Raw genomic sequence first — 20,880 nt, 5'->3', positions numbered from 1 at the left:
GCAGCCGGTCATCCTGACCGTGATTCACGCCTTAACGTTCATATCTCACTCCCCCTGCCTCAATTTATTAATATATCACTTTGTAATAATTGATAAATCTTATTATCTAAAAACGACATTGCCATTGACTTGAGACGGCATCATGGATATATTCGTTCAAAACCAGTAAGAAAGGCACTCAATGAATCACATACGCAATTTCAGCATTATCGCCCATATCGACCACGGAAAATCGACCCTTGCCGATCGCCTGATCCAGGCGACCGGTCTCGTCGAGGACAGAGACTTCCGGGACCAGATCCTGGACAACATGGATATCGAGCGGGAACGGGGGATTACCATCAAGAGTCAGGCCATTACCCTCCCCTACGTGGACACAGGGGGCCGTTCATTTGAACTGAATCTCATCGATACGCCGGGCCACGTCGATTTCTCCTATGAAGTCTCCCGGGCCCTCGCCTCGTGCGAGGGAGTGCTCCTCTTGGTGGATGCGGCACAGGGCGTGGAGGCCCAGACCGTTGCCAACGCCTACGCGGCCATGGAGCACGATCTGGAGATCATCCCGGTCATCAACAAGATCGACCTCCCCTCAGCCGACATTGAGCGGGTCAAGGAAGAGATTGAAATCGATCTGGGCCTGGACTCCGACCAGGCCATCCTCTGCTCGGCCAAGGAGGGGACCGGCGTCAAGGATGTGCTGGAAGCCATTGTGAACAAGATCCCTCCTCCGGCCGATCTGTCGGAAGGGTCTCTTCAGGCCCTCATCTTTGACGCCCACTATGACCCCTTCCGGGGCACCATCGTCAGCTGCAGGGTCTTTTCGGGGAAGCTCCGGGCAGGAGACAAGATACGGCTCATGCATAACCGGGCCACCTACAAGGTGGAGGAGGTCGGTCTTTTCCGGCTTCACAGGGAATCCAAAAAGGAGTTGTCCGCCGGAGAAGTCGGCTACATCATTTCGGGAATAAAGACCGTCAGCGACGTCCGAATCGGGGACACCATCACCCTGGAGAATCACCCGGCCGCCGCCCCCCTGCCGGGATTTAAAGAGGTCAAGCCGGTGGTCTTTGCCTCTATCTATCCGGTGGCGTCGGACGACTACCGATCCCTGGCGGATGCACTTGAAAAATACAAGCTGAATGATGCCGCGCTGGTCTTTCAAAAGGACTCGTCTGCCGCCCTGGGGCTCGGGTTTCGCTGCGGATTCCTGGGGCTGCTCCATCTCGAGATTGTCCAGGAGAGGCTCGAAAGAGAATATGATCAATCCATCATCATGACCTCTCCCACGGTCCAGTATCGCTTTGTTCTGTCAAAGGGTGAGGAGATTACCGTGGACAATCCGGTCTATTATCCGGATCCCACCACCATCGTGAAGGGGATGGAGCCTTACATCCGGGCCAGCATCATGATCCCGGAGCGATACATGGGGGCCGTCATGGACCTCTGCCTGGAACGGCGGGGGGTGAACGCGCAATTCAGCTATCCCACGCCCGGAAGGATTGAGATACGGTTCGACATGCCCCTGGCCGATGTGATCTATGATTTCTACGACAGCCTCAAGACCGTCACCCAGGGATATGGATCGTTTGATTACGAACTTCTGGACTACCGGGAAAGCGACCTGGTGAAGCTGGACATCCTCCTGAACGGAGAACGGGTGGACGCCCTCTCCCAGATTGTTTACAGGGAAAGCGCCCGGCCCAGGGCCCTCCACGCCTGCGAAAAACTGAAGGACGAGATCCCGAGACATATGTTCAAGATCGCCGTCCAGGGCGCCATCGGCGGTTCGGTCATTGCGCGATCCACCATCTCCCCTTTCAGAAAGGACGTGACCGCCAAATGCTATGGCGGGGACATTACGAGAAAACGTAAACTTCTTGAAAAGCAGAAAAAGGGTAAAAAACGGATGAAGATGGTCGGATCGGTCGCCATCCCGCAGAGTGCCTTTGTGGCGGTCCTGAAGACGGACAAAAAGGGGTCGTGAATGTCCCCGGGCCTCTATGTCCACGTCCCCTTCTGCCGGAGCAAATGCCCCTACTGCGGCTTTTATTCCATACCTTCGGCCGCGCCCGTGCCCATCTGGTTCGAAGGCATTAAAAAGGAAGTCCTCTTATACAAAAGCCGCTTCAATCGATTTGACAGCCTTTATCTCGGCGGCGGCACCCCCACCTTCCTGAATGACCGGGTCTTCTCCGGCCTGGTGGACCATCTCTTCACCCACTTTGATTTTGCCGGCGATACGGAATTCACTGTCGAGGCCAACCCCTCCGACCTCTCAGAGAAAAAAGTGCGTCTGCTGAAAGACCTGGGGTGCAACCGGATCAATCTGGGGATTCAATCCTTTGACGACCGCGCACTCGCCTTCCTGGGCAGGCGCCATACCGCAGAGGACGCAAAGGGGGCACTGGCACGCCTCAGGCGTTTCGGATTCCACAATGTGGGGGTGGATTTGATATACGGCCTGCCGGGACAATCCGTTGACGCGTGGACGAACACCCTGAAATGCGCCCTCTCATATGCGCCCGAGCATGTCTCCTGCTATGAATTGACCATTGAAAAGGGGACTGTCTTTGACAGGCTGAAACAAAAGGGAGTCATCCGTCCAATGAACGAGGAGGACGGCCGGGCCTGTTTTGTTGCCGCGTCTAAACTCCTGAGGGCGGCCGGATATATCCATTACGAGGTCTCCAACTATGCCGGGAGCGAGGCCTGTTGCTCCCGGCACAACCGCAAGTACTGGCAGCATGTCCCCTACCTGGGGCTGGGCCCGTCGGCCCACTCTTTTGATGGGAACGACCGCTGGTGGAATATCCGGTCCGTCAGAGGGTATGGGGCCGAACTGGACAAGGGGAAACCGCCGATAGAAGGACGGGAAACCCTGACAGAAGAACAGATGCGGCTCGAATCCCTGGCCCTCGGATTCAGGACCCGGGAAGGGGTTGATCTGAGACAGATCCTATCTGTACCTGACTCAGGCGCACTCCTGTCACGGATGGAGAAGGGCGGATACGTTAAGGTCCGGGAAGGAAGGGTTATCCCGACCGAGGAAGGATTCCTCTTGGCCGATCATCTCCCTTTATCCCTCTTTGCGTGACAAATGGTGGGCCCAAGCCCCAGTCATAAGATCTCATCGCCGATGAAATATCAGACGCCTCAGGTACCGCCATAGCCAATAGTTACCTGATCGCCTGAAACAATCACCGGGACTTCTCTGGCACCTTTAGAAAAGCGGAGCATTTCGTCCAGCTTTTTCTTGTCTTTCTTGACATCCACATAGACCGCATTGGGGTATGCCGACCTGGCATTTGCCGTATACGGTCACCCTGACTTCCCGTATATCCTCACCTCTTCTTTCATGCTACCCACCATTTCTCCCATGTATTCGACTATGAGGCACAATCGCAGGTTATGGTCGCATCCCGCCTCTTTCTCACGACATTCTGGGACCGTTCGCCTTATCCAGCGATACTCTCAAGAGGCAGTCGCCTTCTTGACCGCGGCCAGCACGGATTCATAATCCGGCTCCTCGGTCATCTCCTTGACCAGCTGGATATACCGGATGACCCCTTCCCTGTCCACCACGAAGATGGCCCTGGCCAGCAACCGCAGTTCTTTGATCAAGACCCCATAGGCCTCTCCGAAGGCCGCGTCTTTGTGATCGGACAAGGTGACGACCTTATCCACCCCCGCGGCCCCGCACCACCTGGCCTGGGCAAACGGGAGATCCATGCTGATGGTCAGGATGGCCACATCGCCCAGACCCCCGGCCTCCTGGTTGAACCGCCGGGTCTCCATATCGCACACCGGCGTATCCAGGGAAGGGACCGCGGCGAGGATGCACACCCTCCCCCGGTAGGACGACAGTTTTACGGCCGATAGATCGTTTCCCATCAGCGTACAGTCAGGCGCCCCATCACCCACCTTCAGATCGTTCCCCATCAGGGTCAGGGGATTCCCCTTAAACGTTATGGCTCCTGCCCTTTCTCTCATCTCCTTTACCTCCCGTCGAATCGTCATTTTTCTTTTAAACAGCTTCTTATCCCTCGTAGCGATCGCCAAGACAAGCGGTTTACGATGCGCTTTCACAGGCCTTTCCGATCCTGAGCACCTTGTCCACAACCTCTCCGGGGTTCCGCCCCAGCACCCGGAGCATCGGCTCTTTGCCCCTCTCCCCAAGATCATAGACCACATCCGCACCCTGATCAAGCCCCTTCAAGGCCCGAAGGGTTCCCCACTCCAGCGTCAACCCTTCCTTTGCCTTGATGTCTTCCGGCTCCTCCCTCCTATCGAAATAAGCCACACCAAGCCCCAGGTCCTGACAGACCGAGAGGATTTTTTCGGAGTGACGGATGTTCATGGCGGACCGGAGGAGTGGATCCTTCCTCATGGCGGCCAGCACCACCCCGGCCATATGCCGGGAGACGCCGAAAGCAGGATCGCGGCAGACCGAAATCCTCTTTCCCACCTGGGAGATCCGGCCCGGAACCGCGGCAATCTCCTCCAGGTCCATGGCCCCGGGCAATCCATAGGCCAGGTTGGAGCGGACTTCCGGAATCAATCCTCCCACAGGATGACCGCGCAACCGCTCCAGGGCCTCTTGAAGCTCCTGTAGCACATTTTCACGCTCCTTCCACAAGAGGACGTGGGCATAATGGTTGGTGGGACCATGCCCTGACCCGAGGTCGAGCCCCAGGGCAATGGCGCGGGTAGTGAATTTCTTGGCCTTCCCCACCGCCTGGGGAACTGGTAACCCCTGGGCCAATAATGTCGCCAGGGCCGCGGAAAGTGTGCATCCCGTGCCGTGAGTATTTTGATTGTGAAGCCGTGGGGCACTGAAGGTCTGAAAATTTTCCCCATCAAAAAGGAGGTCCACGGCATCCCCTTCCAGGTGCCCCCCTTTGACCAGGACAAAGGGACATCCCATCTGGTGGATCTTTCCGGCCGCCGCTTTCATGGAATCCAGGTCCGTCACGGGAAATCCGCAGAAATCGGATGCCTCGGAAAGATTGGGAGTTACCATGCGGGCCATGGGCAGAAGCACTTCCTTCACCGCCACCCGTGCCGCTTCAGACAGAAGCACATCTCCACCCTTGGACACCATCACCGGGTCCACCACCAGGCACTCCACCCGGTACTTTTTCAATGATTCGGCCACGGCCATGACAATCTCGGGCGTCGCCAGCATCCCCGTTTTTGCAGCATCGGCGCCGTAATCGGAAAGGACCGATGCCATCTGCAGCTGGATGAAATCAATGGGTACGGGATGCACCCCCTGAACGCCCAGGGTGTTCTGGGCGGTGAGGGCCGTAACGGCACTCATCCCGTATCCGCCCAGCACGGTGATGGTCTTCAGATCCGCCTGGATGCCCGCACCGCCCCCGGAATCGGAACCGGCAATGGTCAAAATCCGTTTCATTTCATTTCCCTTCAATCTCTGAACATAATCCGTTTTACTCACTGTTGGAATAAAGGAACTGCAACCATAAAAGCCGTTCACCAACCCCTTCTTCGTTCCCTTTGTTCTCTTCTGTAAGAAACATTTTTGGATATCTTCTGTAAGATAAGGACCTCCAGAAATAGACCTAGAGGTCCGACCGGGCGATCACCGCTTTGGCCGCCCGTTCCAGCACAGGAACGCCCCTGGCGTAGCCCTTGGCCCGCTGGTCCTGGGTCTGGCCATGATAAAACCGGTAGTAGATCTGCTGAATGATCACGGCCAGCCGAAACAGGCCGAAGCAGTAGTAGAAGTCAAACCGGTCCATAAGAATGCCGGAAATCCGGCCGTAAAGGTCCACGAATTCCCTGCGGGTCATGGCCCCGTCCATGTGGGTGGGCATGGTGCGAATCAGATGGCGCTCCTCGGGATCGTCCTTCTGGACCCAGTAACCGAGGGTGCATCCCAGGTCCATGAGGGGATCGCCGATGGTGCACATCTCCCAGTCGAGGACCCCGATGATCCTGAAGGGATCGGCCGGGTCAAGGACAATGTTGTCAAGCCTGTAATCGTTGTGAATGATCCCCGGTCGATCTGTTTCAGGTGGGATCTTTTCCTCCAGCCAGGCCATAACGGACTCACAGTCCGGCACATCCGGGGTGCGGGCCGCCCGATAGCGCTTATTCCATCCCAGCACCTGCCGCCGCACATATCCGTCCGGTCTGCCCAGATCCTGCAGACCGATGGCCGCATAATCCAGAGAATGGAGTTCGTGCAGGATATTGAGAAATTTTTCGAACAAACGGCGTACCTGGGCCGCAGACGTGAAAAGACCATCGGGGATCTCTTTGCGCAGAATGATGCCCCGCAGGTGATCCATGATATAAAAAGGAGAGCCGATGACGGCATCGTCCTCGCAATAAATCAGGGGGCGGGGGGCATAATCCCAATGCCGGCTGAGAGCCGCAAGGACCTTGTGCTCACGCCCCATATCGTGTGCCGTGGCGGCCTTGGTGCCGAAGGGGGGACGGCGCAGGACCAGCCGACGATTGTCAAAAGAAAGGAGGTAGGTTAGATTGGAGGCCCCGCTGGGATACTGTCGCACCTCCACCGGGCCCTTGAGGTCCGGCATGACCTCCTTCAGATATGCTTCAATCCTGTCCGGGCTGAGATCCTCGCCCTTGCGGACATCTGTGGGATGATCGATAAGATCCATGAGCACTTCACCTCTTATCCTGGGTTGCGGGGTCTCTGTTGACCAGACTGTTCTCTATAAAGGCGATCAGAAAGCGGGCATATGCCTCCACCTCCACCTGGCGCCGGGCATACTTGGCACGCTTCAGGTACCAGTCCTGAACCATAGCCTTGATCAGACTGGCCGTCAATTGACAATTGTCCGTGACAAAGACGCCCTGGTCACGGCCCATAACAATGATGTCGGTAAACATCTGCTCTGTGTTCAGTTCACCCTGGACCGCAGCGCGACGTTCCTTCAGGCCGATGTTCTTGGCCTCCATATAGGAAAAATAGAACCAGGGCTGCATGGCCTCGCTCAGATAGAGGTGGGTCCGGATGGCGGTACGCAGCTTTGCCAGGGGCTCCTTTTCTGCCCCAATATTGGAGGCCAGGATACGTGCGGTAATGGTGCGGCGATGGCGCTGCATCATCTCCAGCAATTCTTCCTTGCCGGAAAAATAGTTGTACAAGGCCCCGATGCTCAAATGGGCTTCTCTGCTCAGATCGCGCATGCTCATGGCATGGAAGCCCTTCTTATTGCTGATTTTCAGGGCCGCAGAAAAGATCCGCTCCAGATTTTTGGATATGGTCCTCTCCTTCTTGATCTGGAACACATCGGGATGCTCGGCAAATAACTCCAGACAGCAGCCATCTTTAAAGGCGCCGACCTTTGCCTTGAAGCAATGGTAATCGTCAATCGATATCGGTTCCACAGGATTATGTGCGTTATCCAAGGAGCAGGCGGAGACGGTCCGCTATCTGACTGTCTTGTTTTCGTAGGTCTTCATGACCTGACGGGCCACCGAGACCTTATGCACCTCGTCAACCCCGTCATAGATGCGTGCGGCGCGTTCATGGGCATAAAAGTGGGCAATGATGGTATCATCGGTCATACCAAGACCACCATGGACCTGCAGGGCTCGATCCACCACACGCTGCATGGTATTGGCCACCACGAATTTGATCATGGAAATATCCTTGCGGGCCGCTTTGGTCCCCACCTGTTCGATTTTCCAGGCCGCATGGAGAACCATCAGCCGTGCGGCCTGGATCTCGGCCGCGCTATCGGCGATCATGGCCTGAACGAGCTGCCTGTCGGCCAGCTTCCGGTTGGGCGCAATGACCCGGTCCCGGGCCCGCGTGCACATGAGATCGAACACCCGGTTGCAGATGCCGATCCACCGCATGCAATGGTGGATGCGGCCTGGGCCTAGCCGGTCCTGGGCAATGACAAATCCATGCCCTTCTTGGCCCAGGAGATTCTTTTGGGGCACCCGGCAGTTCTGATAGAGGATCTCGCCGTGGCTGAAATACCCTTGGCCCGCGTGGCCCATCACCGGTATGTTGCGCACCAGGTTGAAGCCGGGGGTGTCGGTGGGCACAATGATCATACTGGCCCGGAGATAGGGGGGGGCCTCCGGATCCGTAACCGCCATAACAATGGCAAATCCGGCGCCATCCGCGGACGAGGTATACCATTTTTGACCATTGATGACATAGTCTTCTCCGTCCTTGACCGCCGTGGTATCCATCATCACCGGGTTGGAACCGGGCATGTCCACCTCGGTCATTGAAAAGCAACTGCGGATCTTGCCCGCCACCAGGGGCCGCAGGAACACGTTTACCTGCTCCGGGGTGCCGAATTTGTGCAGGATTTCGATGTTGCCGGCATCCGGGGCCTGACACCCGAAGGCATACAGCCCCAAGGGGGTTCGGCCCAGGGCTTCAAATACCAGGGCGCTTTCTGTGAGGGGAAGCCCCATACCCCCCAGTTCGGCCGGATGGAGCGGGGCCCAGAGTTCCATCTGTCTGACCATGCCCCGCTTTTCTTCCAGGGCTTGCATCAAGACGTCCATGTTGCCCGCCAGATAATCCTTCTCAAGAGGGATCAACTCCTTGATGACGAACTCATCAATCATGGATAAAATAACCTGCATCTTTTCTGAAATCGAAAAATCCATAATTCGCTCCTATGGCGGCATCGCCGCTATCAAAGAGAAGTGCCTAACGCGGATGCCCGCAACCAAAACGCCTGTGTGCTGTCCCGTCATTCCGGCATGCCGGAATGACGGAATCGGTCTGAAAACGCTGAAGGATCATTCATTTCCCTCATTTCCAGCCTTTGGAACCCACAAGTATGCAAAAACCGGATGAACCCGGATTTTCCTGTTTTTCATGACAGAAAACCTGGCAATAATGTTCCAAAGTTCAAAATGCCTGGAATTTAAGAGAGAATGCACCATGCTCAATTTTTCAATTCCTAACTCAGATCGTTTGTCGGAGTCAATAAAAATAACGAACATTCGTTCGTTTTTTGTTGACAGCTCCGATGGGAGCCGTGTAAATGCCAAATATAGCGGGTAGTATTGGGGGGCACTCCGGAAGGACGACATGGGTTATGAAAATTCTCGTTTGCGTCAAACAGGTTCCCGATATAGAACGAATTTCGGTCAGAAACAATCCCTCCGGGATGCCGGCGCTGGAGATCTCCGGCGAGTTCCGCCTGAACTACTTTGATGAATTCGCCGTGGAAGAAGCGGTGCGCATCAAGGAGAGGATGGCACGGGGACGTATCGATGTGATTACGGTGGGTCCTGATCGGGCGGCCGATGTGCTCAAACGTCCCATCGGGATGGGGGCTGACGCCGGCATTCATCTCCGGACCCCCACGGACGCGGATCCGGGCCCTGCGGCCGTTGCCTCCTGGATCGCCGAATGTGCACGACCCAGAGAATACCGGCTCATACTCTGCGGCAGCATGTCAGAGGACGGCATGAACGGGCAGGTGGGCCCCATGCTGGCCGCTCGGTTGAACCTCCCTTATGCAACCCAGGTGATTGCCATAACACCGGCCTCGGACCCATCAATGCTGTCTATACAAAGAGAGATCGAAGGCGGCATTCGGGAGATGCTGGAAATCCGGATGCCGGCCCTCCTGACACTCCAGCCTGGAATCAACCGGCCCCGGTATCCATCACTTTCCAGACTTTTACGCGCCAATCGACAGGGCCTGGAAACCGTTTCCACCGAGGCACTGGAACCTGCGGGGGCCTCGATCGACTGTCTCGGCCTCGTGGCGCCTGAGAAAAGGCGTGCGTCACAGGTGCTCACGGGCTCGACCCGGGAAAAGGCCGAGCGACTGGCGGCGATTCTGGAGGAAAAGGCTTTTCTGTAATCATGAGAATTCACCGGAGCTGTGAAAGAACACCCATAAACATGAATAGGGGGAGGTCCTCCTTTCTTTATCAAAGAGGCTTTCAGCCTCGACCGTCTCGGCGCGAACGCCGCTCACACTGAACCATTTTCATGCACTGGGGGGGCATTCCTCGCTCATGAGGATTTAGTCACATGACGGAATCCGTAGACATTATGGTGATCGGTATATGTACCGACGGTCGCGTGCACCCGGAAACATACGATTTAATTGCATTCGGCCGGAGGCTTCAAGCATTCCGGCCGGGCACTCTCGGTGTCTGCATCCTGGGCCAAGACGTGGGCGCGGCGGCCCGGGAGGTCGCGCATCAGGGGAGCGTCCAGGTGACCGCAATCGAGTGCCCCGGGCTTTCCCACTATGTCAGCGAGCCTTATGGCGCTGTCCTGGCCGAAGAAATAGCAGCCGCCAAACCGGTCTTTGTGTGCACGGCCCACACCTCTCAGGGATGGGAATGGACACCGGCGGTGGCCGCCCGCATCGGCGCCGGCTGCATTTGCGGCGTGGACGGTCTCACCGAGTCTCAGGGACGGATCTGTTTTCAAAAAGATGTATACGGCGGTAAGATCAAAGGCCTATTCGCTTCCAATACGGCCACCACCATCATCTCGGTTCAGCCGGGCGTTTTCAAGTTTACGCCCGCGCCGGGAGCATCGTCGGGATGTGTCATCCGAAAAAACGCGACCTGCAGGTCCGAGAGAACCCGCTATCTGGGAACCAGTCGCGCTAAGGCCGATGTCTCCGACATCACGGCCGCACCCATCCTTGTGGCTGTAGGCAGCGGCATCGGGAATCAGGAAAACATCAAACTGGCTCACCGGTTGGCCGGATGCCTGCCCAAGGCGGCCGTGGCCGGCACCCGCATCATCTGCGATCGCGGGTGGCTGGGCTACAGCCGCCAGGTAGGGGTCAGCGGGGCCACTGTGGCGCCGGCCCTGTACATCGCCTGCGGCATCTCCGGGGCCTCCCAGCATGTGATGGGGATGCGGGGCGCCGGATGTGTTATTGCCATCAATAGTGATCCCCATGCACCCATATTCAACGAGGCGGACATCTGTATCGTGGAAGACATCACCCGGTTCATTCCACTGATCCAAGATGCCTGCGTCAGGCGAATCAACAACAAAGACCCGCGATCCGGCGTGCCGGGAAGTCCAAGAGAAGAATGAGACATCCAGGAGGGGAGAGCAAAAAACCAACGCCACGACCATGGATTTTTTGATATGGCCCTCAGTGGCATAGAAGTGGAGACTATCTTATGCAGGTCAAAGACAAGGTGATTATTGTAACAGGCGGTTCCAACGGCATCGGCGCGGCCCTGTGCCGACGCTTTTCCAGGGAGGGTGCCCGGGCCGTGGTGGTGGCTGATATCGACCTGCAGGGGGCCCAGGCCCTGGCAGGAGAAATCAACGGTCTTGCCGTGCAATGCGATGTCGCCAAAGAGGAAGACATTATGGAACTGGTTCGGCAGACCGAAGCTGAGTACGGTTTCGTCGACCTGTATTGCTCCAATGCGGGCATCATCAGGATGGGGCTGATAGAGGTCTCAAATGCCGACTGGCAGCGCATCTGGGAGATCAACGTCATGTCCCATGTGTATGCGGCCCGGGCGGTCCTCCCGGAAATGCTCCGGCGGAAGTCGGGGGGATTTGTCATAACGGCCTCAGCAGCGGGCCTGCTCAACCAGATCGACTCGACACCCTACAGTGCGACCAAACATGCGGCGGTGGGCCTGGCCGAGAATCTGGCCATCAACTACGGGGATCGGGGGATTCAGGTATCGGTCATCTGTCCCATGGCGGTTCGATCTCTCATGACCCGGGAAGGGGGCGGGATTGCGGCCTTAGATGGCATGCTGGAGGCGGAGCAGGTGGCCCAAGACCTCATCGTCGCCCTGGACCGGGGTCAATTCATGATCCTGCCCCATCCTCAGGTAAAGGATTATCTCAGACACAAAGCCGACGATTATGAGCGATGGATCCAGGGCATGCAGCGCCTGCGGGCCCGGCACCTTCCGGATCCTCTTGCCTAGAGGGTGCTGATATCGTGGTCTTCCTCAGGATTCTTGAAAGGTGTGTTTTTTCCATCGGATGCGCGGACGGATCTCCGCAAAACAACCCCCGATGTCCCTAAATTTCTTTTGAGAAGGACACGCAAATACTGGCGCCCTCCAGTGGTCCCGGTTCGATCCAGACCTTTCCACGATGTCTGTCTGCAATCTCTTTTACAATTGCCAGCCCCAGGCCCAGGCCCTCGGTCTTCCGCCGAACCCCGACCCTCCTGAAGGGTCCGAACACCCTGTCGGGATTCTCCGTCCGGATGCCGATACCGTCATCGCTCACCGATAGGATATGGAAGCGTTCGGTTTCCCTGAATCCGACCCTGATCTCTTTGAGCTCGCTTCCCCCGTATTTCAAGGCATTGTCCACCAGGTTTCTAAAGACCCTCCCCACGGACACCTCATCTGCACGAATAACCGGGGGATCCTCGGGTTCCGACCATTTGATATGACGTAACCGGAGCCGCTCCGAAAACTCCTCCCTGATGCACCGAAGCGCCGCTTTTAGGTCCAGTTCCTCGATGTTCATCGGCGCCTCCTTGGAGGAGATAAACATAATGATCATTTCTGAAAGGGTCGCAATCTGTTGGGCCGCCTGCATAAGATGACTGCAGCAGGCCTGTCCCTTTTCATCCAGGGTCTCTCCATAATTTTTCACAAGGCGCTTTGCCAGCCCGTAGACGCCGATGACAGGGTTCTTAAGGTCATGATACACTGAATAGGCAAACAGCTTGACCTTTTCCGATTCCCGCTGCAGTTCCATGTTGGCCAGGGCCAGATCAGCGGTCTTCTCCCGCACTCGCACCTCAAGGCTCTCATACGCCTCTTCCAGTGCTTTCCGCGATGTTTCTCTCTCCATGGCGTAACGAAGGGAACGTTCAAGGAGCGATGTCGTCAACTGATCTTTGACAAGATAATCCGACGCCCCTAACCTCATGGCCCTGACATCGACGTCGTATTCTCCCTGGCCGGTCAAGAAGATGACGGGAGTCTTCCAACCATTTTCCCGGGCCTCATTCAATAATTCCAGTCCATCGTGGGCCCCGAGCCGATAATCGAGCAGACAGAGGTCATGCCTGCCATCTTCCAGTGCCGCTGTGGCCTCCCGGTATCTGGTCACCCAGACCAGCGATACATCCATTGTGAGGACTCTGGAAAGGAGCTCTCTTATGACAACATAGTCGTCCTCATCATCTTCCACCAAAAGAATTTTTAATTTGCTCTTGGCCATTTCTATGTTGGCATCCGCTACGGTCATTTGGGTTATGGACAAATGCATTTCCCCCTCTCCTATGTATCCACCCGCCGGACAACCCGAGCTTGGCTGGGAATATGATCTCCCGGATCGTTACTCACAGCGTGACTGATGCGGAGCTCAGACCGGGGGCAGGAGCCTCCAATCTCTAAGGAGATAATCGGTTGGTGAATTCTCCTAAAACGCTGACTGCCGTTACATCATCAAAGGGGTCGACCAGCTGCATGGAGGAGCCGGATGGCCTCATGCTCGACCGCTGGAGCCTACGGGATGGCCCTGAGCAGTCCCTCAGATGACAGGTTTCGGTCATAGCGTGCCCCGGCAAATGGCAGTGCAAGTTCGGCTAGGGATAACAGCTCCTTATGGGAACCGTTTCTAACAGGCGTACCGGATCGACACAATGGGGTATATCCTGTAATCGACTGCTTTTTCCAAGGTATGGAAACTTCCCGGTCCTTTCACGTTTTAACACATATGAAAAGGCGATCATCGGAGGTCGTGTCGATGGGAGACGCTTTTAAATGACTGCTACATCAAGAGGTTACAAAGGGGCATTCCACAATGACAGGAAAGGCCTCTTTAAAAGAGGCCTTTCCTTATTTACTACAGGTATCTTTATCTCGATATTTCGCAGATCCGTCATTCCGATGAAGATACAAATCCCAGCCGTTCTCCCAGCTTATCGAAGATCCCGACGGCTTCCGAATCAAGCGCCTTCCGAAAGGTCTGATCCAGATGTCGATCATGATAGGCGTTCTGACTCTCCCATAGGTCCGGCTCCACACCGATCTCCCGGCACATATCCAGGAATGCGATAATGTCTGTGATCCCTGTCGCCTTGGGAGTTGAAGCCAGGGTCGCCATCAGATGTCCGAGAATCGATTGGGTGGTCTGTTTCATAAATCGGTCATTCAATTTAATCTGCTGCAATGCGGTCTCTTTCGCCAGGATGTCGAGCCAGGTCCAGTCGATGGCCGTCTTTTCCCTTGCGCCCCCGGCGATCTTGCCCAGTTCATCGGCGATCAGGATGCTGAGGATGTGATTCGGGGCCTCGGGCAGAGGACCCCCGGTCTCCTGAAGGAGGGAGAGGAACGCCTCGGACTCGCTCCGTCGGCGTCCGATGGTTTTCCCGATCTGCAGATCCAGCCATTGAAACATCCCGCTTACCAGGGCATTGCGCATATCCGGGATCAGATCCTGGATCGTGTACGACCTGACATCGGTGACATATTGGTGAAAGCGCCCCCGTATCCCTTCTTCTCCATTTTTAGAAGAGCCCTCTGTTATTTCCATGGTCATCCGATCCAGGTCCCCCATCTGAAGAGACTTCCCCACCATACAGCCAAAGCCCCTTTCAGGATCGTGATATGCAAGGTAAATCCGGAGCGACTCAAAGCCGGTCCCCGGCTCGATAACGATTGCCTCTCCGATGATGCCGTCCGTACCATGGGCATTAAACGTGTTCTCCCTCCGGGTAAGCACCCTCCCCTCAAAGGGCGCATCTTTCCGGGGCCGGGCCGCTGTCACCGAAGCCCAGCCCAAGACGGCAAGGGCGTGGTTGGCCGTAGCCAGGGAGGGCCCGATGCGGGACGGGACCACTTTTTTCCTGTAAACGCCGGCACCGTTTCCATAGGCCGGGTCGTTGCTCGGGGCCTGGGCCATGAATTCCATGAGGCGGGACTCCAGGTCCTCTTGGGTCCACGATCTCACCAGATCGATCCCCCGCGCCGCATACCTGAGAACCTGGGTTGCCTCCAGGCCGGAGATTTCATCAAAAAACCACCCGCAACTGGTGAACATGAACAGGGACATCCGCTGGGACTCCAGAAGCTGAAGGGCCTGGATTCGTTCTGCCGGATCGAGCGATGGTCCCGACTGATGGTCGATGAATTGATCCCGGTCTTGGGCGGATGGGTGCAGCAGGAGGGCGATATAGTCATCCCGGGCCTTCCAGGGGTCTTTGAACAGGCGGCTTCCTCTCTCCTCAAATATGGCGGCGAACTTCCGGGCCAGCCAATCCAGGCCCTGGCGGAGGGGCGCCCTCCAGGCCTGATTCCATCCCGGCGTATGGCTGACATTGCATCCGCAATCCGAGCACCACCTTCCCACACCGTGGGCGCAGCTCCAGGAGCTGTTCTCCACAATCCGAACCTCATCCTTGGGCGGAAAGCGATCCAGGTATGCCGCGTAATTGGTCAGAGTGATGGCGTCGCCCTGGTTCAAATGATCGAAAAGCCAGGATAATGCCATGTCTCCGAATTTGAAATGGTGCCCATAGGACTCTCCGTCCGTTGCCAGGCTGATCAGTTCCGGTCCGGCCCCGTCCCCGTTAAAGGCACTTTCAATGTGGGCCAGGAGTTTATCGCCGGAGGCGAGGAGCTGTTCGTATGCCACGGCCCGTGAGAGGGGCCCATGATAAAAGAAGACCGTCATGGCATTATTGCCGGATCCGTCGAGCTGAACCCGGTAGGGTCTGGTGATGTCGACCCGGCCGCCTTTGACGTCTTTCCACTGCTCCACTCTGCCGGATCTCCGGATGGGCCGCACCATTAATGCCTGATCCGGCGACAGGACGGTGAATTTTACGCCCTCTTCCGCCATCAATTTCAAGGTCTCGGTATCGACCGCGGTTTCAGCCAGCCACATCCCCTCCGCCGGCCTTTTGAAACGATGTCTAAAATCGGCGAGGCCCCACCGGATCTGGGTCAGTTTATCCCGGCGGGACGCCAGGGGCATGATGATGTGGTTGTAAACCTGGGCCAGGGCATTTCCGTGGCCCTGACAGCGATCCATGCTGAGACGGTCCGCGGTGATGATCTGGTTGTATATCCATGGGTGGGCTTTTTCCAGCCAGGAGAGGAGGGTCGGGCCGAAGTCGAAGCTCATGTACTCATAGTTGTTGAGCAGCGCCCTTATCCGTCCCTCCTTCCCAAGCAGCCGGGCCCGGGTGTTCGGTCCGTAACACTCCCGCGTAACCCGCTCATTCCAATCGTGATACGGCAGGGCCGAGGGTTGGAATTCAATCCGGTTGAGCCACGGATTTTCCCGGGGCGGCTGATAAAAATGCCCGTGTATGCAGAGATATTTCTGATGACGGGTCATTGATTTCTTCATTTCTTCATCGTCTCTTGTCATTCGTCATACCTTCATCCGGTTTCACCCGGATCAGGAACCCTTTCGCCGGGATAATTTGTCCGCCTCTTCCCGCTTGAAGATATCGGACAGGGGGATGGTAAAGCCGACCTCAGGCTGATATCTGAGATAGGACGGAATCGGATAGCGGATCCCTGTCTGGTGCGTTTTCTCAAGGCCCTCCACAAGCCCTGCCAAGTGTCCCCCGGGCACCGCCATGACCATTTCGTGATCCTGACAGGCCGCCCAGACCCGGTCGCCGTTGCCGGGCACGACCACCTTGGCCGCCTGATGCAGATAGGCCCCGAGCACACCTTCCGTGCACGATGCGGCCCTCCCGGAGAAACTGCTCTCCATGGGTTTGCCCGTATGATAGGTGGTTCCATGAATCAGCCGCATCATCTGGGCCGGATTTACATAGATAAGAACCACATCCGGGGGGACCCGGGTCCGTTCCAGGGGAGAATAGAGCACGACCGGATCATGGTCCATCTCCAGGGTCAGGAATCCTTCCAGGACCTCGGCAGCCGCCGTCTCATCGGCTGCATAATTCATCACCGTAAGAAAATGGATTGGCCCTTCGGCATCAGGGACCCGCTCCCAGCCGTAGGTATGGGCCGCAATGGCGCATCCCACATCCTCCCGTGTAAAAGCCACTGTCCAGCCGTACCGCCGGGCCATGGCAGACCCCTGGCAGGGGGCCATCTTGACGCCCAGATCCCGCAGCGGTCTTTTCGCCCTCTCCGGGATGTCTTCTTCCCTGTCCAGGAACTTCACGGCTACCGGAAACGTGCCCGGGGTGATCACCCGCCTCAGCCTTTCATCCAGATTCGCCCATACCTCCATGCCTATGCCTCCTCCTTCTTTTTGCTGATTCCGTATTTCACTGCCAGTTCCTGACTGTAGGCGGCCTTTCTGCCCACACACCTCCCCCGCGGGCACAACTGGCAGCTGTAAAAGGTGGTTTCCGTAGGGAAATAGATCCCCGAAACCGATTTTTTTGGTATCATGAGACAATTTTCAGTCAATCTCACGCCGATGGCATTCTCGATGCCGTCAAAAGACGAAAAAAGCGGTCTCTGCTGCTCTATGGGCCAGTCCTTCAGAGAGCCGGGGCTCATGAATGACAGGCCATCCAGGGCAAATCTGGATCGCAGCGTTTCCTCCAGATGTTTCCTCGCCTGGATCAGGGCGATATTTCCGATGATATCCAGATAGTACTTCACCAGCAGGTCCTTCACCTGGTCGGCGCTTTCTTCCAGGGCGGTCCCGATGGTGGTCACATAAGGGAAGACACGGCCGATGTGTTCAAGGTTTTTGCTGAGGATCCGGCTCTTAAAAAAGATGCCGTCGATCACCACCCCGTCATCGGACCTCGCCTCCACATATTGGAGGGTATACACAGCCTTGGCAGCAATACTGTCCCTTACGATCTCAAAGGCGGATTGGAACAGGTCCCATCCCCCGGTGCGTCCCACCTGAAGCTCTTCTCCGATGGCGTCGGCATCCAGGGTTATCAAAATAGGATCCATGATTTCCATTCTTGAGCTTCCCGGCATCACTTTTTCTCAGACTCCCGGGATCCGGGATCCGGAAGGTTATCCGGCAGGAAGGTACACTCCCCTTCTGCACCAAGATAGGGAACCGCCTTTAGAAATATCCCCACTTTCCCGCTCTCTCCGATTCGCCACAGCCGACCCGTCGCGCTATCCAGCATATAGAGATCCTTGCCCGAAGCCGAAACCTGGCCGAAAACAAATCTGCCGTTGGGGGCGGATAAGACCCCGGATGGGGGGTGTTCCACTGCCTGTGACGCGCCGATGCCCAGCGGCTGCGCGTAAACAGACTGGCCGTTGATCTGCACCCATAGAAGCATTGATGCCAACCCAACCACTTTCAGAAACCTTCGAATCATATCTTGACCCCCCGTTATGACACCAGTAGAATAGAGACGTCCTGAAAAGCCCTGGATTCAGCCCACGCGTACGCAATCTGTGTCTTCGATCCCGCTCTCAGGGATTTGGTGCGGAGAATTCGTATTGCCGGTCATTGTAACGGCCGAAACCAATACCGCCGGCAGCGGGATAATCCCGCCGGCGAAATCTGCGCTCCCCATCGCTGTGCCCAAATGGTTGCGATTGTCAGCCCGGCTTAGGCTATCCTATGGCTATCATCTGTATTGCAGAATTCTTTTACAGCAGGCAGGCTGCAGATTCAAGGGTGATTTTACCCGCCGTGCACGTTAGGCGGAATCAAGGGCATCAGAAGGGGCCGTCGAGATATTCAACCGATTTCAGCTGCTCCCCGACGCGATAGGCGATATGACGTTTCAAGACCGGTTTGATCTCGGCGATCATCTCTTCACTCAAACCCCGGGCCTGAGACATGACCCAACCGGTTGACTGGATCTCATTCAGCCCCTTTACCGCCGCCGGCCCCAGACCGGGAGAGTTTGCGGATACCTGCCCGCATTTGAGGCAGGCAACGCTCCCTCTGTCATGTTTAAAAACGGCCCGCCCTTCCCCCTGATATGTTCTTCCGCAAAGGCAACACCTGCTGAGATCGATCCCGTAACCCCCCAGGGTCATGGCCTTGGCCTCAAAGAGAATGCGGAATGCATCGATCTGTTTTTCCTCGTCCACGGCCGTGAATGCGGCATGCAGCAGCTGGAACATCCGCTTCGCGGCGACCCCTTCCGGGAACAGGGCTTCCGTCAGCTCGATCATGTAGCTCGCCAGCGACAACGCCGAGAAATCAGACCTCAGGCCGGGAAAGGCATCCATGAGTTTGCCGGAATGGAGAAAATAAATCCCCTCTTCCCTCCTCCGCTCATATTCCAGACGGGTGAGGCAGAACAGGTCCAGGCAATTGGCAAACCGCTGGCGGCTCTTCCGGGCCCCCTTGGCCACCCCCTTGAGACGTCCCTTCTCTGCGGTAAAGAAGCTGACCATGAGATCGCTCTCGCCGAATTCCCATGTCCGCATAATAATGGCCGGAGAGATATGGGCAGTCATCTCAGAATATCTCCCGATAAAAAGCCACCCTCACCTGATACCACTCTAAATATCGAATTCAGCAATCCACCCTCCACATTCGATGATGCGGCCAGAGTAGCCTTTCCCCTGATTAAAAATCAAGAGGATATGCGCGTCTTCAAGCTCCTGAAATACCGTCATGGCCATCTGCGGCAAAAGCGGTGGCACCCTCGTTCATGCGGGTGCGCCGCGGGCAAGGTCATTTGCCGCCCTTCAATCTCTCAATGATTCGGATGCGGATTGGGGAAATCCCCGGAACCGCGACCATCGGACGGATCGAAAATGGTTATGCCTATCCCAATCCATTGGAGCCGGGGCCGGTAAGCCCCCTCTACACGGAGGTGCCCTGGGCCTACATTTTCCTTGATTCCCAACCACGAAACGTGCCATGAAGATAATCCAGTACAACCTGGACGTCTATATAGGCGGCAAGGGCAAATATGATCAACAATGATCAACATGGGCCGTCCGGAAACCCGATACTGAGATCCCAGCGCGATGATTGTATTTGTGATATGGTGAGACAATTGCCTGCAGCCGGCTTGATCGGACTCCTGGAAAAAATCCAGGTAATGGCGCAAGATAATTTTTTGCCAACGCCGCACAGTCCCCTGGAGTCAACGCCTTCAGAAAATAACTTCAACTGCCGTCGTATAAGGGTTCTGCAGCTGTGCATATGAACAACTGACGGGCCAGAGGAGGCACAGTCGCATGAGATCCGAACCGGTTTTGAGGTAAGAGGGTATTGTATGAGTGACGACAAATTTGCAGCTTCCGAATCGGGTTGAGTGTCGTCTCAGCTTTTCGTGGACAATATCTTACTATTTTGGCAGGATAAAGGCGAAAATCGCCGATGTCACAAGAGTTCAAAGATTCCCTATTAGCCCAATGGAGGGAAACTCATGAGTGATTACATAGTGGTAGATCCAGAGATTTGTTCAGGAAAGCCCGTTATTCGCGGAACCCGCATCATGGTTAAGAACATCCTCGGGATGGTGGCAGGGGGGTACACGGTTGAAGACATACTGCAAGCCTATCCTGAACTCAGCCAGGAATCCATACAGTCTGCATTAGAATACGCTGCCATGGTGGTAGACGAACAACAGGTCGTAAATGCCTGACAAAGAATTGCACGTACTCTTGGACCAGAATATTCCCGTGGCTGTTGCCGGCTGGCTGCTTAGCAGATGTCCGGGCTGGAAGATAAAACATGTGAATGAAGGGGGGTTTTGAGAGATAACGGCTCGCTTTCAAAGAGAACATCAGTTATAGACTGATTTGTTGAAAAGGCTTCAAGGAGATCGGCCAAGAGGATTTGAAAGACACTGAAATGAAAAAGAGAAATATCGAAAAACTCCGCAAAGTTACAAAGGTGCCTACGTTATATAATACTTGAAACATGGTCCTGTTCCTGTTAAGAAGAAAAATGAATAAAAATTAATAAGTTTGGCGAGAGAGCCCGAGAGCCAACGTTGAGACCATGATGGATCTCGTGGGGGACAATACAGGGCCTCTCAC

17 protein-coding genes are annotated in these 20,880 nt (G+C 56.0%); 6 read left to right on the top strand and 11 right to left on the bottom strand.

Annotation, left to right across the window (positions count from 1 at the left end):
- Positions 1-181 precede the first annotated feature (181 nt).
- Both lepA and hemW read left to right on the top strand, forming a co-directional pair.
- Complete coding sequence (gene lepA / locus K9N21_20225) at positions 182-1,984, top strand: translation elongation factor 4 (GenBank protein ID MCF8146241.1); 1,803 nt, start codon at positions 182-184, stop codon at positions 1,982-1,984.
- The gene (gene hemW, locus K9N21_20220; GenBank protein MCF8146240.1) at positions 1,985-3,094 is read left to right on the top strand and encodes a radical SAM family heme chaperone HemW; all 1,110 of its coding nucleotides are present in this window, start codon (positions 1,985-1,987) and stop codon (positions 3,092-3,094) included.
- 377 nt (positions 3,095-3,471) lie between these two features.
- Here hemW and tpx read toward each other — a convergent pair whose 3' ends face one another.
- From tpx to K9N21_20195, 5 genes are all read right to left on the bottom strand, one after another.
- Entirely contained in the window at positions 3,472-3,990 is a 519-nt protein-coding gene (gene tpx / locus K9N21_20215; protein MCF8146239.1) for a thiol peroxidase, read from the bottom strand.
- 79 nt (positions 3,991-4,069) lie between these two features.
- Positions 4,070-5,416 (bottom strand): bifunctional hydroxymethylpyrimidine kinase/phosphomethylpyrimidine kinase, encoded by a 1,347-nt coding sequence (thiD, locus tag K9N21_20210; GenBank protein ID MCF8146238.1) that lies wholly within the window; start codon positions 5,414-5,416, stop codon positions 4,070-4,072.
- 166 nt (positions 5,417-5,582) lie between these two features.
- Positions 5,583-6,650, bottom strand: a complete 1,068-nt coding sequence (locus K9N21_20205) for a phosphotransferase family protein (protein MCF8146237.1) — start codon at positions 6,648-6,650, stop codon at positions 5,583-5,585.
- A 7-nt stretch (positions 6,651-6,657) separates the two neighbouring features.
- Positions 6,658-7,368, bottom strand: coding sequence for a TetR/AcrR family transcriptional regulator (locus tag K9N21_20200; GenBank protein ID MCF8146236.1), 711 nt, complete (start codon positions 7,366-7,368; stop codon positions 6,658-6,660).
- A gap of 57 nt (positions 7,369-7,425) precedes the next feature.
- Positions 7,426-8,631: an acyl-CoA dehydrogenase family protein gene (locus tag K9N21_20195; GenBank protein MCF8146235.1), complete on the bottom strand. Its 1,206-nt coding sequence runs from the start codon at positions 8,629-8,631 to the stop codon at positions 7,426-7,428.
- A 437-nt stretch (positions 8,632-9,068) separates the two neighbouring features.
- Between K9N21_20195 and K9N21_20190 the strand changes: the two genes are divergently transcribed.
- The 3 genes from K9N21_20190 to K9N21_20180 all read left to right on the top strand — a co-directional run bounded on the left by K9N21_20190 (position 9,069) and on the right by K9N21_20180 (position 11,913).
- Positions 9,069-9,845, top strand: coding sequence for an electron transfer flavoprotein subunit beta/FixA family protein (locus tag K9N21_20190; GenBank protein ID MCF8146234.1), 777 nt, complete (start codon positions 9,069-9,071; stop codon positions 9,843-9,845).
- A 173-nt stretch (positions 9,846-10,018) separates the two neighbouring features.
- On the top strand, positions 10,019-11,050 hold the full coding sequence (locus tag K9N21_20185; GenBank protein ID MCF8146233.1) for an electron transfer flavoprotein subunit alpha/FixB family protein: 1,032 nt from the start codon (positions 10,019-10,021) through the stop codon (positions 11,048-11,050).
- Between the two features lie 89 nt (positions 11,051-11,139).
- Positions 11,140-11,913 (top strand): SDR family oxidoreductase, encoded by a 774-nt coding sequence (locus tag K9N21_20180; protein ID MCF8146232.1) that lies wholly within the window; start codon positions 11,140-11,142, stop codon positions 11,911-11,913.
- Positions 11,914-12,010: 97 nt separating this feature from the next.
- Here the strand turns inward: K9N21_20180 and K9N21_20175 are convergent, their stop codons facing one another.
- The 6 genes from K9N21_20175 to recO form a co-directional block, all read right to left on the bottom strand.
- On the bottom strand, positions 12,011-13,219 hold the full coding sequence (locus tag K9N21_20175; GenBank protein MCF8146231.1) for a response regulator: 1,209 nt from the start codon (positions 13,217-13,219) through the stop codon (positions 12,011-12,013).
- 615 nt (positions 13,220-13,834) lie between these two features.
- Positions 13,835-16,330: a DUF3536 domain-containing protein gene (locus K9N21_20170; protein MCF8146230.1), complete on the bottom strand. Its 2,496-nt coding sequence runs from the start codon at positions 16,328-16,330 to the stop codon at positions 13,835-13,837.
- A 30-nt stretch (positions 16,331-16,360) separates the two neighbouring features.
- Positions 16,361-17,173, bottom strand: coding sequence for a DUF169 domain-containing protein (locus K9N21_20165; GenBank protein MCF8146229.1), 813 nt, complete (start codon positions 17,171-17,173; stop codon positions 16,361-16,363).
- A 2-nt stretch (positions 17,174-17,175) separates the two neighbouring features.
- Entirely contained in the window at positions 17,176-17,868 is a 693-nt protein-coding gene (locus K9N21_20160; protein ID MCF8146228.1) for a vitamin B12 dependent methionine synthase, read from the bottom strand.
- Positions 17,869-17,885: 17 nt separating this feature from the next.
- Entirely contained in the window at positions 17,886-18,242 is a 357-nt protein-coding gene (locus K9N21_20155; protein MCF8146227.1) for a hypothetical protein, read from the bottom strand.
- 346 nt (positions 18,243-18,588) lie between these two features.
- Positions 18,589-19,341 carry a DNA repair protein RecO gene (recO, locus tag K9N21_20150; protein ID MCF8146226.1) on the bottom strand — a complete coding sequence of 251 codons (753 nt, stop codon included), beginning with the start codon at positions 19,339-19,341 and terminating at the stop codon, positions 18,589-18,591.
- A 923-nt stretch (positions 19,342-20,264) separates the two neighbouring features.
- Here recO and K9N21_20145 point away from each other — a divergent pair.
- Positions 20,265-20,483, top strand: a complete 219-nt coding sequence (locus K9N21_20145; protein ID MCF8146225.1) for a DUF433 domain-containing protein — start codon at positions 20,265-20,267, stop codon at positions 20,481-20,483.
- Positions 20,484-20,880 lie beyond the last annotated feature (397 nt).

Source organism: Deltaproteobacteria bacterium (assembly GCA_021737785.1).
Taxonomy (GTDB): domain Bacteria; phylum Desulfobacterota; class DSM-4660; order Desulfatiglandales; family Desulfatiglandaceae; genus AUK324.
This window is presented reverse-complemented; position numbering and strand designations above follow the sequence as displayed.